The following is a 15,583-nucleotide window of genomic DNA, read 5'->3' on the forward strand; positions in this document are numbered from 1 at the left end:
AAGGGGAGGAGACGCATGTCTCGCATCACTCGCGCCAACCGCTTCGCACTTCTGTGCGGCGCATCGGCTCTGACACTGTCGGTCCTGGCCGCGCCGTCGTTCGCCTTGGCGCAGGACGCCGTTCCGGCCGCGACCAGCCAGGATGACGAATCGACCGAAGTCGACGAAATCGTCGTCACGGGCATCCGCGCCAGCCTGGCGTCGGCCCAGTCGATCAAGCGCAATTCGGATCAGTTCGTGGATTCGATCACGGCCGTCGATATCGGCCGGTTGCCTGACATCAACGTCGCCGAGGCTCTTCAGCGGATTTCGGGCGTCCAGATCAGCCGGGACCGCGGGGAGGGCAACGGCATCGCCATTCGGGGGCTGACCCAGGTTCGCACCGAACTGAACGGGCGCGACATCTTCAGCGCCAACGGCGGTCGTGGTCTGAGCTGGGAAGAGGTCGGCTCCGACCTGCTGGCCGGCGTGGACGTTTACAAGAACCCGTCCGCAGACCTGATAGAGGGCGGTCTGTCCGGCACGGTGAATCTGCGCACCCGCATGCCGTTCGACGCGTCGGGTCGGATCATCTCCGCCAGCGGGGCCTATACCTATTATGATCTGGCGGACGATTACGGGAAGACGCTGTCGGGTCTGATCAGCGACCGTTTCGATACGTCTGCGGGCGAGATCGGCGTGCTGCTGAACCTGTCGTACGGCGACACCAGCTTCGGCCAGGAGAAGGCCGTGGTCGAGCCGTTCTGGGAGCGGACCGATATTCCCGGATACGAGGGCCTGGATAATATCTTCGTGCCGGCGGGCGGCGGGGTCTATTACACCGAGGGCGCGCGCGAGCGGAAGTCGGCGGCCTTCGCCCTGCAGTGGCGGCCCAACGACAGCACCGAATTCTATCTGCAGGCCCTGCGGACGGAATACAACTTCGACGAAACGGGCCTGTCCTATTTCGCCTACGGTCCGAACAGCTCGGGCGGGGCCATGACGGCGGTTCCGGGAACCTTCACCATCGGCGACGACGGCGTCGCCATCACCGGCGCTTATCAGAACCCGAACGTCGATGCGGTGACCTTCGCTTCGTCGCGAGAGACCTCGACCACCGATATCTCGCTGGGCGGCAAGTGGCGTCCGATCGATCGTCTCGAGATCAGCGGCGATCTGCAATACATCAAGTCCGATGTCGCGCTCGACACCATCAATCTGACGGCCAGCGTGCTTAGCTCGACGGGGTCGGTGCCGGGCTTCGGCGGGGACTGGACCTTCGGCTTCGACCTGTCGGACGAGATCCCACGCTTCACGGCGACCGACGGCTATCTCGCTGATCCGAACAACTACGGCCTGACCGCCATCCTGCCCTATCGAGAGCAGAACGACGCCGAGAGCTGGGCCGGTCGGTTGGACATGACCTGGGACTTCGACGAGGGCGGCTTCTTCAAGAACGTCAGCGTCGGCGTTCGCGCGACCGACCGTTCGGCCGTCAACCGCACCACAACCTACGGAACCTGGACCGGCGTCGGTTCGTGCGCCAACTGGTCGTCGGCGGCGAACTGCATCGTATTGGGCGACTATCCCGATCAGGTGCAGCTCAACGACGGCGTTGCCGGCAACATCCGCGGCAGCGATCTGTTCGGACCCGTCGCCTTTTGGACCGTCGAGACGGCGAAGGATTCGCAAGCCGCGTTCGACTTCGTCAACGGCCTGCCTTTGGGGCTGAACATCGGCTTCCGCGACTTCGACGATCCCAACGCGGTCATCGGCGATATCGCCGAGAACACCTACGCCGGTTACGGGGTCGTGCGCTTCGGCGCGACGACACGCGGCATCGATTGGAGCGGCAACCTGGGGCTGCGTTGGGTGAAGGTGGAATCGACCTCCAACGGCTTCCAGACCCTGAACTATCGCGACCCCGATTTCGTCAGCGACGGCGTCAGCACGCCCAGCACCATCACCCTGCGCACGGCCATGAGCGGCAGTCAGGAATATGATGAACTGCTGCCCAGCCTGAACCTGAAGGCCAATCTGACGGATCAGCTGATCCTGCGGTTCGCGGCGTCGAAGAATATGTCGCCGCCGTCGTTCAGCCAGTTGAACTCGACCTTCAGCATCAGCCCGGCCTACCAGAACGCCGGGGATGTCGTCCCGACAGGCGTGGGGACCGGAACCTCGAACGGCAACGCCCTGCTGAAGCCCGAGAAGGTGACCCAGTACGACATGGCGCTGGAATGGTATTTCTCGCCGATTGGGTACCTGTACGGGACGGTCTTCAAGAAGGACATCACGGACCTGATCTTCTCGGTGTCGAACACCGAAACCTACGACCTGACCGGATCGAACGGCACGGTCCTGGCGGATCAACCCTTCCTGATTTCCCGCCTGGTGAATCTGGACGAGGGCAGCGTTGAAGGCTTCGAGGTCGGCGGCCAGTACTTCTTCGACTTCCTGCCGGGCGCCTTCTCAGGTTTGGGATTCCAGGCCAACTACACCTTCGTCGATTCCAACGCCTCGACCATCGCGGCTTCGGACATCACCGGCGGTTCCTCGATCGACGTGCCCTTGGTCGGTCTCTCGGAGAACAGCTACAACCTGATCCTGTTGTACGAGAAATACGGCGTCAACGCCCGCCTCGCCTACAACTGGCGCGACGACTGGCTGGTCACCACCCAGTCGAACGGCACGGGCAACCTGCCGATCTTCGCCAAGGAGTACGGCACGCTGGACGCTTCGATCAGCTACGACTTCAACCCCAGCGTCGCCCTGACCATCGACGCCCAGAACCTGACGAACGAAGCCTACCGCAGCTATCAAGGCGTTGAGTCGCGGCCGCGTGATTATCAGATCGACGATCGTCGCTTCAGTGTCCGCTTGCGCGTCCGCTACTGACGCGGCGACACCTGACTGACCATCCGGGCGCCGTCGTCCTCGGCGGCGCCCGGTTCCGTATTCGGATCGAGCAGAACGAGGAAGCCATGACCCTTCGCACCCTTCGCCGGGGCGCCGCCCTGGGCCTGATCGCAGCCGCGTTGCTCGCCGCCCAGGCTTCCGCCGAACCCATCCCCCAGTTCGTCACCCGCGACGGCCGTCATTCCCTGATGGTCGACGGCGCGCCTTTCACCATCCTGGGGGGACAGGTCAACAACTCGTCCAACTATCCGGCCCCACTGGCCCAGGCCTGGCCCGCCCTGCGCTACATCGGCGCCAATACGGTGCAGATCCCCCTGGGCTGGGAGCAGATCGAGCCGGAAGAAGGCCGGTTCGACTTCTCCTTCGTCGATCACGCCATCGAACAGGCCCGCGCCAACGATATGCGCGTCGTCTTCCTGTGGTTCGCCACCTGGAAGAACACGGCCCCGGCCTACGCCCCCGCTTGGGTCAAGCTGAACCCCGAACGCTTCCCCCACCTGATCGACAAGGACGGCAAGGAAAGCTACGCCCTGTCGCCCTATGGCGCCGAGACCCTGGCCGCCGACGCCCGCGCCTACGCCGCCCTGATGCGCCACATCCGCCAGGTCGACGAGCGCCAGCGCACCGTCATCATGATGCAGCCCGAGAACGAGGTCGGCACCTATGGCCCGGTGCGCGACTATTCGCCCGCCGCCCGCGCCGCCTTCGCCGCGCCGGTCCCCCAGACCCTGCTAGACCGCACCGGCAAGGCGCCGGGAACCTGGGCCGAGGTGTTCGGCGAGGATGCGGACGAATTCTTCCACGCCTGGTCGATCGGCCGTTACGTCGGCACGGTCGCCGCCGCCGGCAAGGCGGAATATCCGCTGCCCGCCTACGTCAACGCCGCCCTGCGCGACGCCATCAACGACCAGGACCCGGCCACCTATGCGTCCGGCGGCCCGACCTGGAACGTGATCGAGGTCTGGCAGGCCGCGGCGCCGTCGATCGATTTCCTGGCCCCCGACATCTACACGCGCAAGTCGGTCGAATACGAAGCCCACCTGAACCGCTACGCTCGGCCGGACAACGCCCTGTTCGTCGCCGAGACCGGCAGCGACGCCCAGTACGCCCGCTATCTGTTCGAGACGCTGGGCCGAGGCGGCATCGGCTTCTCGCCGTTCGGCATCGATTACACCGGCTATTCCAACTATCCGCTGGGCGCCAAGGAGATCACCGAGGAGACGCTGGTCCCGTTCCGCGACCTCTACCGCCTGATCGCGCCGTGGCAGCGCACCTGGGCCCGCCTGTCCTTCGAGGGCAAGGTCTGGGGCGCCGCGGAACCGGACGACCGCAGGTCCGAGGTCATCGACCTGGGCGACTGGACCGCGACCACGGCCTATCAGCGCTGGCAGTTCGGCGCGACCTCGGCGCCCTTCGATCCCAACGACGTGCCGGCCGGCACGGCCCAGCCGAACGGCGCCGTCGCCATCGCCGAGATCGAGCCGGGTCAATTCATTCTGGCCGGCTACAACATCCGCATCGACTTCGCCGCCAAGCCCGCGACCGACGGCAAGCGCCGCATGGTGTTGCGGGTCGAGGAAGGCCATTTCGATCCCGCCGGCGAATGGGTGTTCGAACGCATCTGGAACGGCGACCAGGTCGACTACGGCCTGAACTTCTCCGACAGCGCCAAACTGCTGCGCGTCGTCACCGCCACCTACTGAACCTGTCTGTGAAAGCGAGCGCCCCCATGACCCTGACCCTCGCCCGCCGCCTGATGCTGGCCGCCCTGATGATTGCGCCCCTGGGCGTCTGCGCCGAATCGGGCCTGATGGACAGCGCCTCCGCCGGGGCCATCCAGCAGGCTGCGTTCCAGCGGATCCCCGCCGGCGTCGTCGTCACCCCGGCCGAAGGCGCCGCCCGTCGCGTCCGGCTGGAGGTCTATGGCCCCGAGACCATTCGCGTCACCGCCACCGAGGACGCCGATCTGAACCTGCCGGCCAGCCTGATGGTCACGGCCCAGCCCTCGACCACGACCCCGTTCGAGGTCGAGGCGCACGGCGATGTCGTGGTGCTGAAGACCGCCGAGGCGACCGCCGAGGTCTCGCGCCTGACCGGGGCCGTCCGCTTCCTGGACGAGGCCGGAAACGAGGTGCTGAAGGAACGGCCCGGCAGCCGGGAACTGAACCCCGTCACCATCGAGGACCAGCGCGGCGCCCATCGCTATCTGGCGACGCGTCAGGTCTGGGACAGCCCGGCCGACGAGGCCTTCTACGGCCTGGGCCAGCACCAGCAGGGGATGATGAACTACAAGGGTCAGGACGTCCTGCTGGCCCAGCACAACATGGACGTCGGCATTCCCTTCGTGGTCTCCAGCCGCAACTACGGCCTGCTCTGGGAAACCAACGCCATCACCCGTTTCGGCGATCCCCGCCCCTATGGAATGCTGTCGGACCGTCTGATCGTCCGCGACGCCGGGGCGCCTTCGGCGGGTTGACCGCGCGCTACTACCAGGACGGCGCGCTGAAGGTCAGCCGCCCCGAAAGCCAGGTGAACTACGAGTTCATTCGCGACCAGCAGCGCTGGCCCGAAGGCTTCAAGGCCCAGCCCGGCGCGCCCGTTCAGACCGGCGACATGGGCAAGCCCGGCCAGGCCGGCGTCAATGTCGTCTGGGAAGGCACGATCGAGACGGCCAATCCGGGCCTGCACAAGTTCCGCCTGTATTCGTCCGGCTATGTGAAGGTCACGATCGACGGCAAGGTCGTCGAGCAGAACTGGCGCCAGAACTGGAACCCCTTCGACCATGATTTCCAGGTCGAGATGGCGGCGAACGCCCGCGTGCCGATCAAGATCGAGTGGACGCCGGAAGACGGCTATATCTCGCTGCGCCACATGGACCCGCTGCCCGCCTCCGACCAGGGCGCGCTGAGCCTGGCGTCCGAAGTCGGCGACGCCATCGACTACTACTATGTCGGCGGCGACGACATCGACGACGTCATCGCCAACTATCGCGGCCTGACCGGCAAGTCGGTGATGCTGCCCCGGGCCGCCTACGGCTTCTGGCAGAGCCGCCAGCGCTACAACACCCAGGACGAGGTCGTGGGCGCGGTGCGCGGCTATCGCGAGCGCGGCCTGCCGATCGACATGGTGGTGCAGGACTGGTTCTACTGGCCCGAGAACGCCTGGGGTTCGCACCAGTTCGACGCCGCCCGCTATCCGAACCCGACCCAGATGGTGAAGGACGTTCACGACATGAACGCCAACATCATCATTTCGGTCTGGCCGAAATTCTATCCGACCACCGACCACTACAAGCAGCTGGACGCCATCGGCGGCATGTACACCCGCAACGTCGACGTCGGCGCGCGCGACTGGGTCGGCCCCGGCTACGCCAACAGCTTCTATGACCCCTATCTGCCGGCGGCGCGCGACCTGTACTGGAAGCAGATGTCCGACAGTTTCAAGGGCATGGGCTTCGACGGCTGGTGGCTGGATTCGGTCGAGCCGGACATGCACTCCAACCTCGACTTCGCCGAGCGCACCCTGCGCATGGGTCCGACCGCCAACGGGCCGGGCGCCTATGTGTTCAACTCCTATCCGCTGGTGAACGCCGAGAACGTCTATCGCCACTTCCGGGCCGAGCACGACGATCAGCGCACCACCATCCTGACCCGTTCCGCCTGGGGCGGTCTGCAACGCACGGGCTCGATCCTGTGGTCGGGCGACGTCGTGGCGCGCTGGGACAATCTGCGCGATCAGATCTCGGCGGGCGTCAACGCCGGCCTGTCGGGCCTGGCCAACTGGACCCACGACATCGGCGGCTTTTCGGTCGAGAGCCGCTACTCCAATCCGGCGGGCATGAAGCCCGAGGACAAGGCCGAGTGGGACGAGCTGCAGCTGCGCTGGTTCCAGTTCGGCGCCTGGTCGCCGATCTTTCGCTCGCACGGCGAGTTCCCGCTGCGCGAGGTCTATAACCTGGCCGAGCCGGGCACGGACTATTACGCCGCCTACGCCGCCTCGCTTCAGACCCGTTACCGGCTGATGCCCTATATCTACAGCCTGGCCGGCGACACCTATCTGCGCGACGGCACCATCATGCGCGGGCTGGTCATGGACTTCCCGTCCGACCTGAAGGCTCGCGACATCGCCGACCAGTACATGTTCGGCCACGCCCTGCTGGTCGCCCCGGTGACGGAATACAAGGCGCGCAGCCGGTCGGTCTATATTTCCCCGCCGGCGCCGAATGGTACGACCTGCAGACCGGTCAGAAATATGCGGGGGCCAGTCCGCGACCGTCGCGGCGGCGCTGAACAAGATACCGGTCTATGTCCGCGCGGGTTCGATCCTGCCGACCGGCCCGGCGATCACCTATACGGCCGAGAAGCTGGACGGTCCGCTGACCCTGGTCGTCTATACCGGGGCGAACGGCGCCTTCTCCTTCTACGAGGACGAGGGCAAGGATTACGGCTACGAGCGGGGCGAGTTCTCGAACATTCCGATGACCTGGGACGACGCGCGCGGCGTTCTGAGCATCGGCGCCCGCACCGGCTCCTATCCGGGAATGCCGATGAGCCGCACCATCAATGTGCGCTTCGTCAGCGGACCGGGCGCCGATGTCGGCGACTTCGACGCCGCACCGGCCCGGACCGTCCAGTACGCCGGACAGGCCGTCGAGATCCGCCGCTAGTCAGACATCGCCGCCCCTTCCCGTCGCCGGGGATGGGCGGTCAGGTTCAGGAGGCGCGGATGCGCTCGTTGCTGCTCACCGCCGTCGCCGCCGCCGTCGTGGCGACCACTGCGGCCGTTCCGGTCCAGGCCCAGACCCCGCCCCGCAACGCGGCTGCGGCCGTCGCGGGGCCCCTGCTGGACGCCATGTTCCAGGATCACGCCGTGCTTCAGCGCGACCGGCCTGTGGCGGTGTGGGGCAGGGCGCCGGGCGGCGCCGAGGTGACGGTTTCCCTGGGCCAGGCGCAGGTTCAGGCGGTCGCCGATGCGACCGGCGTCTGGCGCGCCCATCTTCCGCCCACGCCCGCCGGCGGGCCCTATGTCCTGACGGCCCGTTCGGGCGGATCGACCCAGACCCTGTCGGACATCATGGTCGGCGATGTCTGGCTGTGTTCGGGCCAGTCGAACATGGAGTACCCGCTTCGCCAGGTCACCAACGCCGAGACCGAGGTCGCCAACGCCCATGACGAGGGCTTGCGCCTTTTCCTGGTCGGCCGGTCCAGCCTGCCGCAGCCGTCGCCCGCGACCGGTCCTGTCGGCCAGTGGCGGCTGACGACGCCCGCGACGGCGCGCGACTTCTCGGCCGCCTGCTATTTCATGGGGCGCGATCTGCGCCAGGCCCAGGGCGTTCCGGTCGGCCTGATCGCCGCCTCCTGGGGCGGTTCGATCATCGAGGACTGGCTGAGCCGCAAGACCCTGACCGACCTCGGCGGCGCCGAGGACGCGCTTGAGGCCCTGTCCGCCTATGCCCGCTCGCCGGAAGAGGGCGAGGCGATGTGGCGCGACTTCACCCTGGCCTGGTGGAACGACAATGACCCGGGGTCGAGACAGGGGTGGAACCGCGAGCGGTTCGATGACCGCGACTGGGCGCCGATCCCGGCCGAGGGCGCATGGGAGACCACCGTGCCGGCCTTGCTGGCCTTCGACGGCGTGGTCTGGATGCGCAACACGGTGCAGCTGACCGCCGCCCAAGCGCGCCAGGCGGCGACCCTTGAACTGGGGCCGGTGGACGACGTGGACACCACCTGGATCAACGGCCGCAACATCGGCGGCCAGCAGGGCTGGGACACGCCCCGCACCTACACGATCCCGGCGGGCGCGCTGAAGGCGGGACGCAATGTCGTGGCCCTGGGGGTGCTGGACACCAACGGCGGCGGGGGCGCGTGGGGACCGGCGTCGGGCAAGCGGATCGTCTTCGCTGACGGCTCGACCGTCTCGCTGGGCGACGGCTGGCGCTACAAGGTTTCCGCCCAGGTCGCGGCGTTGCGATCGCTGCCGCGCACGCCCTGGATCGGCGGCAGCGGTCTGACCACCCTCTATAACGGCATGATCGCGCCCCTGGGCGCCTATGGCCTGAAGGGCGCCGCCTGGTACCAGGGCGAGTCCAACGCCGGGGATGCGGCCGGCTATTCCAGGCTGCTGCCGGCCCTGTTCGCGGACTGGCGCGCCCGGTTCGAGAACCCCGACCTGCAAATGCTGGTGGTCCAGTTGGCCAACTATGGTCCGGCCGCGACCCAGCCCGCCGACAGCCTGTGGGCGGCCCTGCGCGAGAGCCAGCGTCTGGCCGTCGCGGCGGACCCCCACGCGGGGCTGGCCTTGGCCATCGACATCGGCGACCGCTACGACATCCACCCCACCAACAAGCAGGAGGTCGGGCGTCGGCTGGCGCTGGAGGCCCTGCGCCTGGCCGGCCAGTCGACGGTCGCGTCGCCCCAGCCGGTCGCGGTCGAGCGCGGCGCGGACGGCGTCCATGTCCGCTATGCCGCCGGGACCGCCCTGACCCTGTACGGATTTCACCGTCCGGTGGGGTTCGAACTGTGCGACGCGGACGGGGCGTGCCGGTTCGTGGATGCGACCCTGGCCGGGGATCAGGTGATCCTGCCCGCCGCCCGGCCCAGCGACGTCAAGGTGCGGCTGTGCTGGGCCGACAGCCCGATCTGCAACCTCTATGGTCCCCAGAACCTGCCGGCGACGCCGTTCGAGGCGCCCATCGTCTAAAGGCCGGTTTCGCGTCAGCCTTGGGTCAGGGTTCTGACGCGCAGCAGACGGCTTCCCGCGGTGATGAACAGCGACCGGCCGTCCTCGCCGAACGCGCAGTTGGCGGCCGCGCCGCCCGTGTCGATCACCCCCAGGCTTTCGCCGGCGGGCGTCAATATGTGGACGCCGCCCGGTCCGGTGCAGAACAGGCGGCCGGCGGAATCGACGGCCATCCCGTCCGGCAGGCCGGGCGCTTCCGGTCCCACAAGGGGCGTAAAATCCCTCAGGACGCGCCCGCGTGCGAGCGGGCCCTCGTCGGTCAGGTCATAGGCCATCAAGACCGCATGGCCGGGGTCGGACACCGCGACATACAGGGTCCGCTCATCCGGCGACAGGGCGATCCCGTTGGGAAAGGACAGGGCGTCGGTCAGAAGGCTGACGGCGCTGTCGGGATCCAGCCGATAGACGCCGCTGAAGGGAATCTCCTTGAGCGGCGACTGATCCAGGCCCTCCAGCCCATAGGGCGGATCGGTGAAGAACAGGGCGCCCGACGAGGCCTTGACCAGATCGTTGGGCGAGTTGAAGCGGCGGCCCTCGAACCGCTGGGCCAGGATCGTCTTGGCGCGGGTCTTCAGGTCCAGCCGGGCGATGGCGCGATTGCCGTGATCCGCCATCAGGATCGACCCGGGCGGGCCGGGGATCAGGCCGTTGGAACCGGGCTCTCTAAACCCGGACGGGTCGCTTCCCGCATAGCCCGAAGGCGTCAGGAAGACCGAAGCCCCGTCCGTCGCCGACCAGCGATGGATCCGGTTTTGTGGCACGTCGCTGAACAGCAGGAAGCCGCCGTCCGCGATCCAGACCGGCCCTTCCGACCAGGCGAAACCCTCGGCCAGCACCTCCAGCCGCGCGTCGGAGGCGATGATGGAATCCAGGGCCGGGGACAGGCGTCGCACGCCGCCCGAAGGCGCGGCGGCGGGCCGACCGGGCAAGGCGGATGCGGACAGGGGCAGGGCGATGCCGCCTAGAAGGGCGTTGCGTCGGGACAGGAACATGCGGGCGGTCTCGATCTAGGCGACGGAAAGAGCGACGGCGCGGCCTTCGCGTGCGGACGTATAGATGGCTTCGATGATGCGCATGTCCCGCAAACCCTCTTCGCCGGACACGATCGGTTCATCGCCCGACATCACGCATTCCGACAGATGATCCAGCTGGGCCGAGAACTGGTTCAGCGCGGTGGGCGGGGCCGGGTGGTCGCGGGTGCGCCAATCCTGATTGAGGCGCAGGCGATTGCCCTCATAGGCCGTGGCCGGCTCGGCCTCGATCCAGCCCTTCGATCCGGTGACGCGATATCGATTGTGGTGGGAGCTGTAGGCCGACACGCAGTTGGCCGTGGCGCCCGAGGGGAAACGCAGCTGGAACAGCACCGTGTCCTCGACCTGGGCGAAGCGCGGATCGGTGCGGTCGGTCGTGTCGACCGCGCTGACCAGCACGGGCTCCTCGCCGGTCAGATACCGCGCCGCCTGCAGGCTGTAGATGCCGATGTCCATCATCGAGCCGCCCCCCGCCAGGGCGCGGTCCAGCCGCCACTGGTTCGGGCGGATGTCGAAGCCGTGCTCGGCGGCGACCACCCGGGCGGCGCCGATCTCGCCTGCGCGGACGATGCGGATGGCCTCGCGGTTCGTGGCTTCGAACCGGCTGCGATAGCCGATCATCAGCTTGCGGCCGGCGGCCCGGCACGCGGCGACCATCTCCTGGGCCTCGGCCGCCGTATTGGCCATCGGCTTTTCGCACATCACATGCTTTCCCGCGGCGGCCGCGCGAAGCGTGAACTCGTGATGCAGGCCGTTGGGCAGGATGACATAGACGATGTCTATGTCCGGATTGTCCTTGATCGCGTCGAACGACCGATAGTCGTAGAGGTTCTTCTCCGGGACGCCGTATCGGGCCGCGTACCGCCGGGCCTTTTCCGGCGATCCGCTGACCAGGGCGGTCAGGCGGGAAGCGCGACATTCGGCGAACCGAGGCAGGATGACGTCGGCGTAGCCGCCCAGTCCCACAATGGCGTAGCCCAGCTTTCGCTCGGTGTCGGCGCGCGCGGTCAGGGCGGGAAACAGAGCGGCGGCGGCCCCCAGCATCATCGCGGCGCGGCGGTCGTATTGATCGAACATGGCGTCCTCCCCTCCAGGCTGCCCCGTGCGGGGCCTCGCTTCAAACCAGGCCGGCGCCCTGCAGTCTGATCGCCGGCGCGGTCGTCACGGGGCGTTCCGAAGGAAGGGACACGACCAAGCCGGCCTCGGTCTGTCGGAAACCAAGCGTCCCGCCGCCCAGAAGTTCCACGGCCTCGACGCGACCCGCCTGGGGCTTCAGCGCATCGATGACCATGCGGCCGTCCTCAGGCCAGTCCAGGGCGAAGGCGTAGAGGGTCCGGCCCTTGGTCGTGAAGCGGATGTCCCGGCCGGTCCAGGGGCGGGCGTCGCCTTCGCCGTGCATGCCGCCGACCACCGTGGTCGGGCCTTCGCCATAGGTGCGCCAGGGCCGGGTGTCGAAGATCGCCTCGCCGTTGACCTTCATCCAGGCGGCGATATCGGTCAGGATCTGGCGCTCGTCGCTGTCGATCGAGCCGTCGCCCCGCTGGGGGATGTTCAGCATCAGATTGCCGTTCTTGGACACCACGTCGACCAGACGCTGGATCACGCTGTGGGCCGGGACGTAGTAGTGGCGGGTGAAGCGGGCGCGGTTGTAGTGCCAGTCGCCGATGCAGGTGTCGGTCTGCCACGGCTCGGGCTTCAGGCCGTCCGAAAAGCCGCGTTCGACGGTCTCGACGATCCCCTTGCGCTGGCGCTCGTCCAGTCGTTTGCCGTTCACCACCGGCAGTTCGCCGCGCCATTGCAGGGAGGCGTTGTAATACTCCGCCACGGCCTCCAGCCCATGGCGTCCCAGCGGCAGGCCGTAGTTGTCGAAATAGACCATGTCTGGCCGGTATTTGGTGATCAGGTCGCGCTGACGCGCCACCCACGACCCACGAAGGCCGGATTGTTCGGGGGCGGGGTCTCGATCCACTGGCCGTCGCGCGCGTCGTGCCAGGCGTTCATCTCGGCGATGGAGTCGATGCCCTCGGGCGGGGCGAAACTGGGGCCGGTATAGAGTTCCTGCGGATCCAGCCCGTCCCACCATTTGCCGGCGCCGTCGGCCCGGGTCAGGCGCGCGGCGTCGTAGCGGACGCCCTTCATCGGTCCCTCGGCGTCATAGCCATAGGCCGTCTGCCACCAGTGCCAGGCGTGGGCGGCGTGGTTGGAGACGGCGAAGCGCAGGCCCCGCGCCCGCACCGCCTTTTCCCAGGTTCCGACGATGTCGCGCCTGGGCCCGACCCGCATGCTGTTCCAGCTGTGATGGGCGCTGTCGAACAGGTCCAGATTGTCGTGGTGGTTGGCCATCGACATGATGTAGCGGGCGCCCGCCGCCTGATAGAGGTCCAGCAGGCCCTCGGGATCCCACTTGTCGCCCTTCCACCGGTCGATCAACTCCATGAAGCCGAACCGGCTGGGATGGCCGTAGGCGGCGACGTGATGGTCGTAGAAGGGATTGCCCTGGATATACATCTGGCGGCCGTACCAGTCGCCGAATTCCGGCACGCACTGGGGGCCCCAATGAGACCAGATGCCGAACTTGGCGTCGCGGAACCAGTCCGGCGTCCTGTAGCCGTCGATCAGACTGTCCCAGGTCGGCTTGAACGGTCCGTCCGCGACTCCGTTGGGCGTCGTGGCGCACGCCCCCAGCATCGAAGCCGAGGCGCCGGCGCCCAGAAGGCCGCGTCGGGACAGGGTCATGCCGGTTCTCCATAGACGACGCCGCGCCCGTCGGTAGCCACATAGACGCGGCCGAAGACGCGGGGATCGCCCGCGATGGCGCGATAGCGGCGCCCGTACTCATGATGGTCGTCGTTGACGCGGATCCACGACCGGCCCCGGTCGTCGGACCGGAAGACCCCGCGAACCTGCCCCTTCACCCCTATGGCGAACAGGGCGGGGTAGGTCGAGCCTGCGGGCGGCTTGCCGAAGTCCAGCATCTGAACGGTCAGCCCGCCGTCGATCCGCTCGAACCTCTGGCCGCCGTCGCGGCTGTGGTAGAGGCCGGACTGCGACACGAACCACAGGTCCCCGTCGTGTCCCGGCGTCGCCTTCAGCGGGAAGGCCTGTTCCCGCCAGGTCGGCCGGTCGCCCGAAACGTCGGGCAGGCCGACCGATCGCACCGGCGCGAAACGGCGCGCGCCGTCCACGCTGACGAACCAGCCGCCGCCCTGGAAATCGAGGGCGTAGAAGAGGCCGGCGTCCTTCCGGTCCGCCACCGGCCGCAAGAGCAGGGGCAGGTCGGCGCAGGGGCGCCAGGTCGCGCCGCGATCCGAGGACCAGACCGTCTGGGGCGTCGACAGCACGAAGGTCGATCCGTCCGCCGATACGGTGATCGGCGCGTCGCGATACAGGTCCATGCGGGGATTGTCGGCCGGGACGGGCGTCGCGCCCGACGCCGGGCGCGGCCGGCCCAGCGGTTTCCAGCTTCTGCCCGCATCCTCGGACCAGGCGAGGGTCGAACCGTCATGACCGCCCGAGCCGACGCCCTCGTGCGGCGTGCCGCTGCGCACCACCACGGCGGGGGCCGCTCCGGCGTAGTCGATCTGATTGGTGTTGCCGAAGACCGGGGTCGTGAACTGCAGGCGCGGCGACCGGTCCAGATCCTCGTGCGCGAAGCCGGAGATGTCGCCGAAGCCGGTCAGAAGCTGCGGCCCCTCGGGCGGACTGACCAGGGTGATGACCGCCGTCTGTTCGATCCCCTCGACCCAGGGGGTCCAGTCGGTCGGCTTGCGGTCGTCGACGGCCGACAGGTTGCGAGTCTCATAGACGGTGGCGCCGGTCGCATAGACCAGTCGGTCGCTGTCGAAAGGATCCAGCGCCAGGGCCGCGATCCACCAGCCGAAGTCCGGCCTGTCATTGCCCCAGTTCAGATAGGGGGTGGCGCTGACGTCGTGGCGCGCGTCCTCGCGCAGGCTTTTCCAGCTTCGCCCGTCGTCGGTGCTGCGCCAGATGGTGTCGCCGGGCCGCCACCGGTTCAGGGTCGAGACCATGACGACGCCGGGGCGTTTCCGGTCCAGCGCCACCCCCATGAAGCCGCCCAGCGGACGCGGCGGCGTGATGTCGCGCCAGCCGCCGGTGTTCGTATCCAATCGCCAGACCGCGCCGTCGGTCACCCCGTTCGGGCCAATGCCCAAGGTGCAGGTGACATACAGCACACCCCGGCCGTCGATCTCGGCCTTCGCCGCCGACAGGTCCGCGCGCGGTCCGCCTTCGACCGGCCGCCAGGTCCGGCCCGCGTCGTCGGAACGGTAGAGGGCGTGGGCGTGCGGATCGGCGACGCCGACGAACAGGGTCTTGGACGCCTGCCCCTCCGCGCCGCTGCGGGGGTCGAAGACGACGAAGCTCAGACCGCCGTGCGTCTCGCGTCCGGTCGGCGGACCCAGTCCCTTCAGCGGGAACGAACGACTCGACCCTGGCCCAGCTCGCGCCGCCGTCGGTCGAGCGCTGCAGGCCGTCGTGGCGCGAGCCGAAGTAGAGGATGCGGTTGTCGTTCGGATCGACGGCCAGGCGCTCGCCCAGACCGCGTCCGTCCTCGTTGCCTCCCATGCGGAACGGCACCTCGGTGCGCATCCAGGTCGCGCCGCGGTCGGTCGAGCGCAGCATGGCGCCCGGATCGCCCCGATGAACCCCGACCGCCATATGGACGACGTCGGCGTCGACCGGGTCGGCGGCGATGCTCTCGACGCCGAAGTCGCTGGAGAGGGGGCTGGAATCCTGCAACGGCAGCCAGCGCGCCAGGGCGGCGTCGAACCGATAGGCGCCGCCCATGTCCGAGCGGGCATAGGCCAGGCCCTGTTCCACGGGACTGAAGACGATGCCGGGGATGAAGCCGCCCGCCCCCACCTTCACATTGCGCCAATGATAGGCCGGTTCGG

Annotated in this window: 10 protein-coding genes and 1 pseudogene; 6 read left to right on the forward strand and 5 right to left on the reverse strand. The window is 68.0% G+C overall.

Annotated elements, in window-relative coordinates:
* The first annotated feature begins 15 nt into the window (after positions 1 to 15).
* From MU852_RS12485 to MU852_RS17935, 6 genes and pseudogenes are all read left to right on the forward strand, one after another.
* Complete coding sequence (locus MU852_RS12485; protein WP_249749832.1) at positions 16 to 2,877, forward strand: TonB-dependent receptor; 2,862 nt, start codon at positions 16 to 18, stop codon at positions 2,875 to 2,877.
* An 86-nt stretch (positions 2,878 to 2,963) separates the two neighbouring features.
* Positions 2,964 to 4,601, forward strand: a complete 1,638-nt coding sequence (locus MU852_RS12490; RefSeq protein WP_249749833.1) for a DUF5597 domain-containing protein — start codon at positions 2,964 to 2,966, stop codon at positions 4,599 to 4,601.
* A gap of 26 nt (positions 4,602 to 4,627) precedes the next feature.
* Entirely contained in the window at positions 4,628 to 5,374 is a 747-nt protein-coding gene (locus MU852_RS12495) for an alpha-glucosidase domain-containing protein (RefSeq protein WP_249749834.1), read from the forward strand.
* 536 nt (positions 5,375 to 5,910) lie between these two features.
* Positions 5,911 to 7,044, forward strand: a pseudogene (locus tag MU852_RS12500) (TIM-barrel domain-containing protein); the annotation flags it as partial.
* A 76-nt stretch (positions 7,045 to 7,120) separates the two neighbouring features.
* Entirely contained in the window at positions 7,121 to 7,564 is a 444-nt protein-coding gene (locus MU852_RS12505; RefSeq protein ID WP_249751957.1) for a DUF5110 domain-containing protein, read from the forward strand.
* Between the two features lie 185 nt (positions 7,565 to 7,749).
* Positions 7,750 to 9,600, forward strand: a complete 1,851-nt coding sequence (locus MU852_RS17935; protein WP_347342392.1) for a sialate O-acetylesterase — start codon at positions 7,750 to 7,752, stop codon at positions 9,598 to 9,600.
* A 14-nt stretch (positions 9,601 to 9,614) separates the two neighbouring features.
* Here MU852_RS17935 and MU852_RS12515 read toward each other — a convergent pair whose 3' ends face one another.
* Genes MU852_RS12515 through MU852_RS12530 form a run of 5 tightly spaced genes read right to left on the reverse strand, consistent with a single transcriptional unit; the run spans position 9,615 to position 14,863 of the window.
* On the reverse strand, positions 9,615 to 10,631 hold the full coding sequence (locus MU852_RS12515) for an SMP-30/gluconolactonase/LRE family protein (protein ID WP_347342301.1): 1,017 nt from the start codon (positions 10,629 to 10,631) through the stop codon (positions 9,615 to 9,617).
* 15 nt (positions 10,632 to 10,646) lie between these two features.
* Positions 10,647 to 11,747, reverse strand: coding sequence for a Gfo/Idh/MocA family protein (locus MU852_RS12520; RefSeq protein WP_347342302.1), 1,101 nt, complete (start codon positions 11,745 to 11,747; stop codon positions 10,647 to 10,649).
* A 40-nt stretch (positions 11,748 to 11,787) separates the two neighbouring features.
* Complete coding sequence (locus MU852_RS17940) at positions 11,788 to 12,591, reverse strand: alpha-L-fucosidase (protein ID WP_347342303.1); 804 nt, start codon at positions 12,589 to 12,591, stop codon at positions 11,788 to 11,790.
* Complete coding sequence (locus MU852_RS17945; RefSeq protein WP_347342304.1) at positions 12,570 to 13,406, reverse strand: alpha-L-fucosidase; 837 nt, start codon at positions 13,404 to 13,406, stop codon at positions 12,570 to 12,572. The genes MU852_RS17940 and MU852_RS17945 overlap by 22 nt, the downstream gene beginning before the upstream one ends.
* Positions 13,403 to 14,863 (reverse strand): WD40/YVTN/BNR-like repeat-containing protein, encoded by a 1,461-nt coding sequence (locus tag MU852_RS12530; protein WP_249749835.1) that lies wholly within the window; start codon positions 14,861 to 14,863, stop codon positions 13,403 to 13,405. Before MU852_RS12530 ends, MU852_RS17945 begins: the two co-directional genes overlap by 4 nt.
* Positions 14,864 to 15,583: the final 720 nt, after the last annotated feature.

This window comes from Brevundimonas albigilva (assembly GCF_023503965.1).
GTDB classification, from domain to species: Bacteria; Pseudomonadota; Alphaproteobacteria; order Caulobacterales; family Caulobacteraceae; genus Brevundimonas; species Brevundimonas albigilva.

Coding starts and splice junctions, on each gene's coding strand:
- MU852_RS17945 (WP_347342304.1), bottom strand. CDS start 13,406: ATGACCCTGTCCCGACGCGGCCTTCTGGGCGCCGGCGCCTCGGCTTCG.
- MU852_RS12485 (WP_249749832.1), top strand. CDS start 16: ATGTCTCGCATCACTCGCGCCAACCGCTTCGCACTTCTGTGCGGCGCA.
- MU852_RS12505 (WP_249751957.1), top strand. CDS start 7,121: ATGGTACGACCTGCAGACCGGTCAGAAATATGCGGGGGCCAGTCCGCG.
- MU852_RS12520 (WP_347342302.1), bottom strand. CDS start 11,747: ATGTTCGATCAATACGACCGCCGCGCCGCGATGATGCTGGGGGCCGCC.
- MU852_RS12495 (WP_249749834.1), top strand. CDS start 4,628: ATGACCCTGACCCTCGCCCGCCGCCTGATGCTGGCCGCCCTGATGATT.
- MU852_RS12515 (WP_347342301.1), bottom strand. CDS start 10,631: ATGTTCCTGTCCCGACGCAACGCCCTTCTAGGCGGCATCGCCCTGCCC.
- MU852_RS12490 (WP_249749833.1), top strand. CDS start 2,964: ATGACCCTTCGCACCCTTCGCCGGGGCGCCGCCCTGGGCCTGATCGCA.
- MU852_RS17935 (WP_347342392.1), top strand. CDS start 7,750: ATGTTCCAGGATCACGCCGTGCTTCAGCGCGACCGGCCTGTGGCGGTG.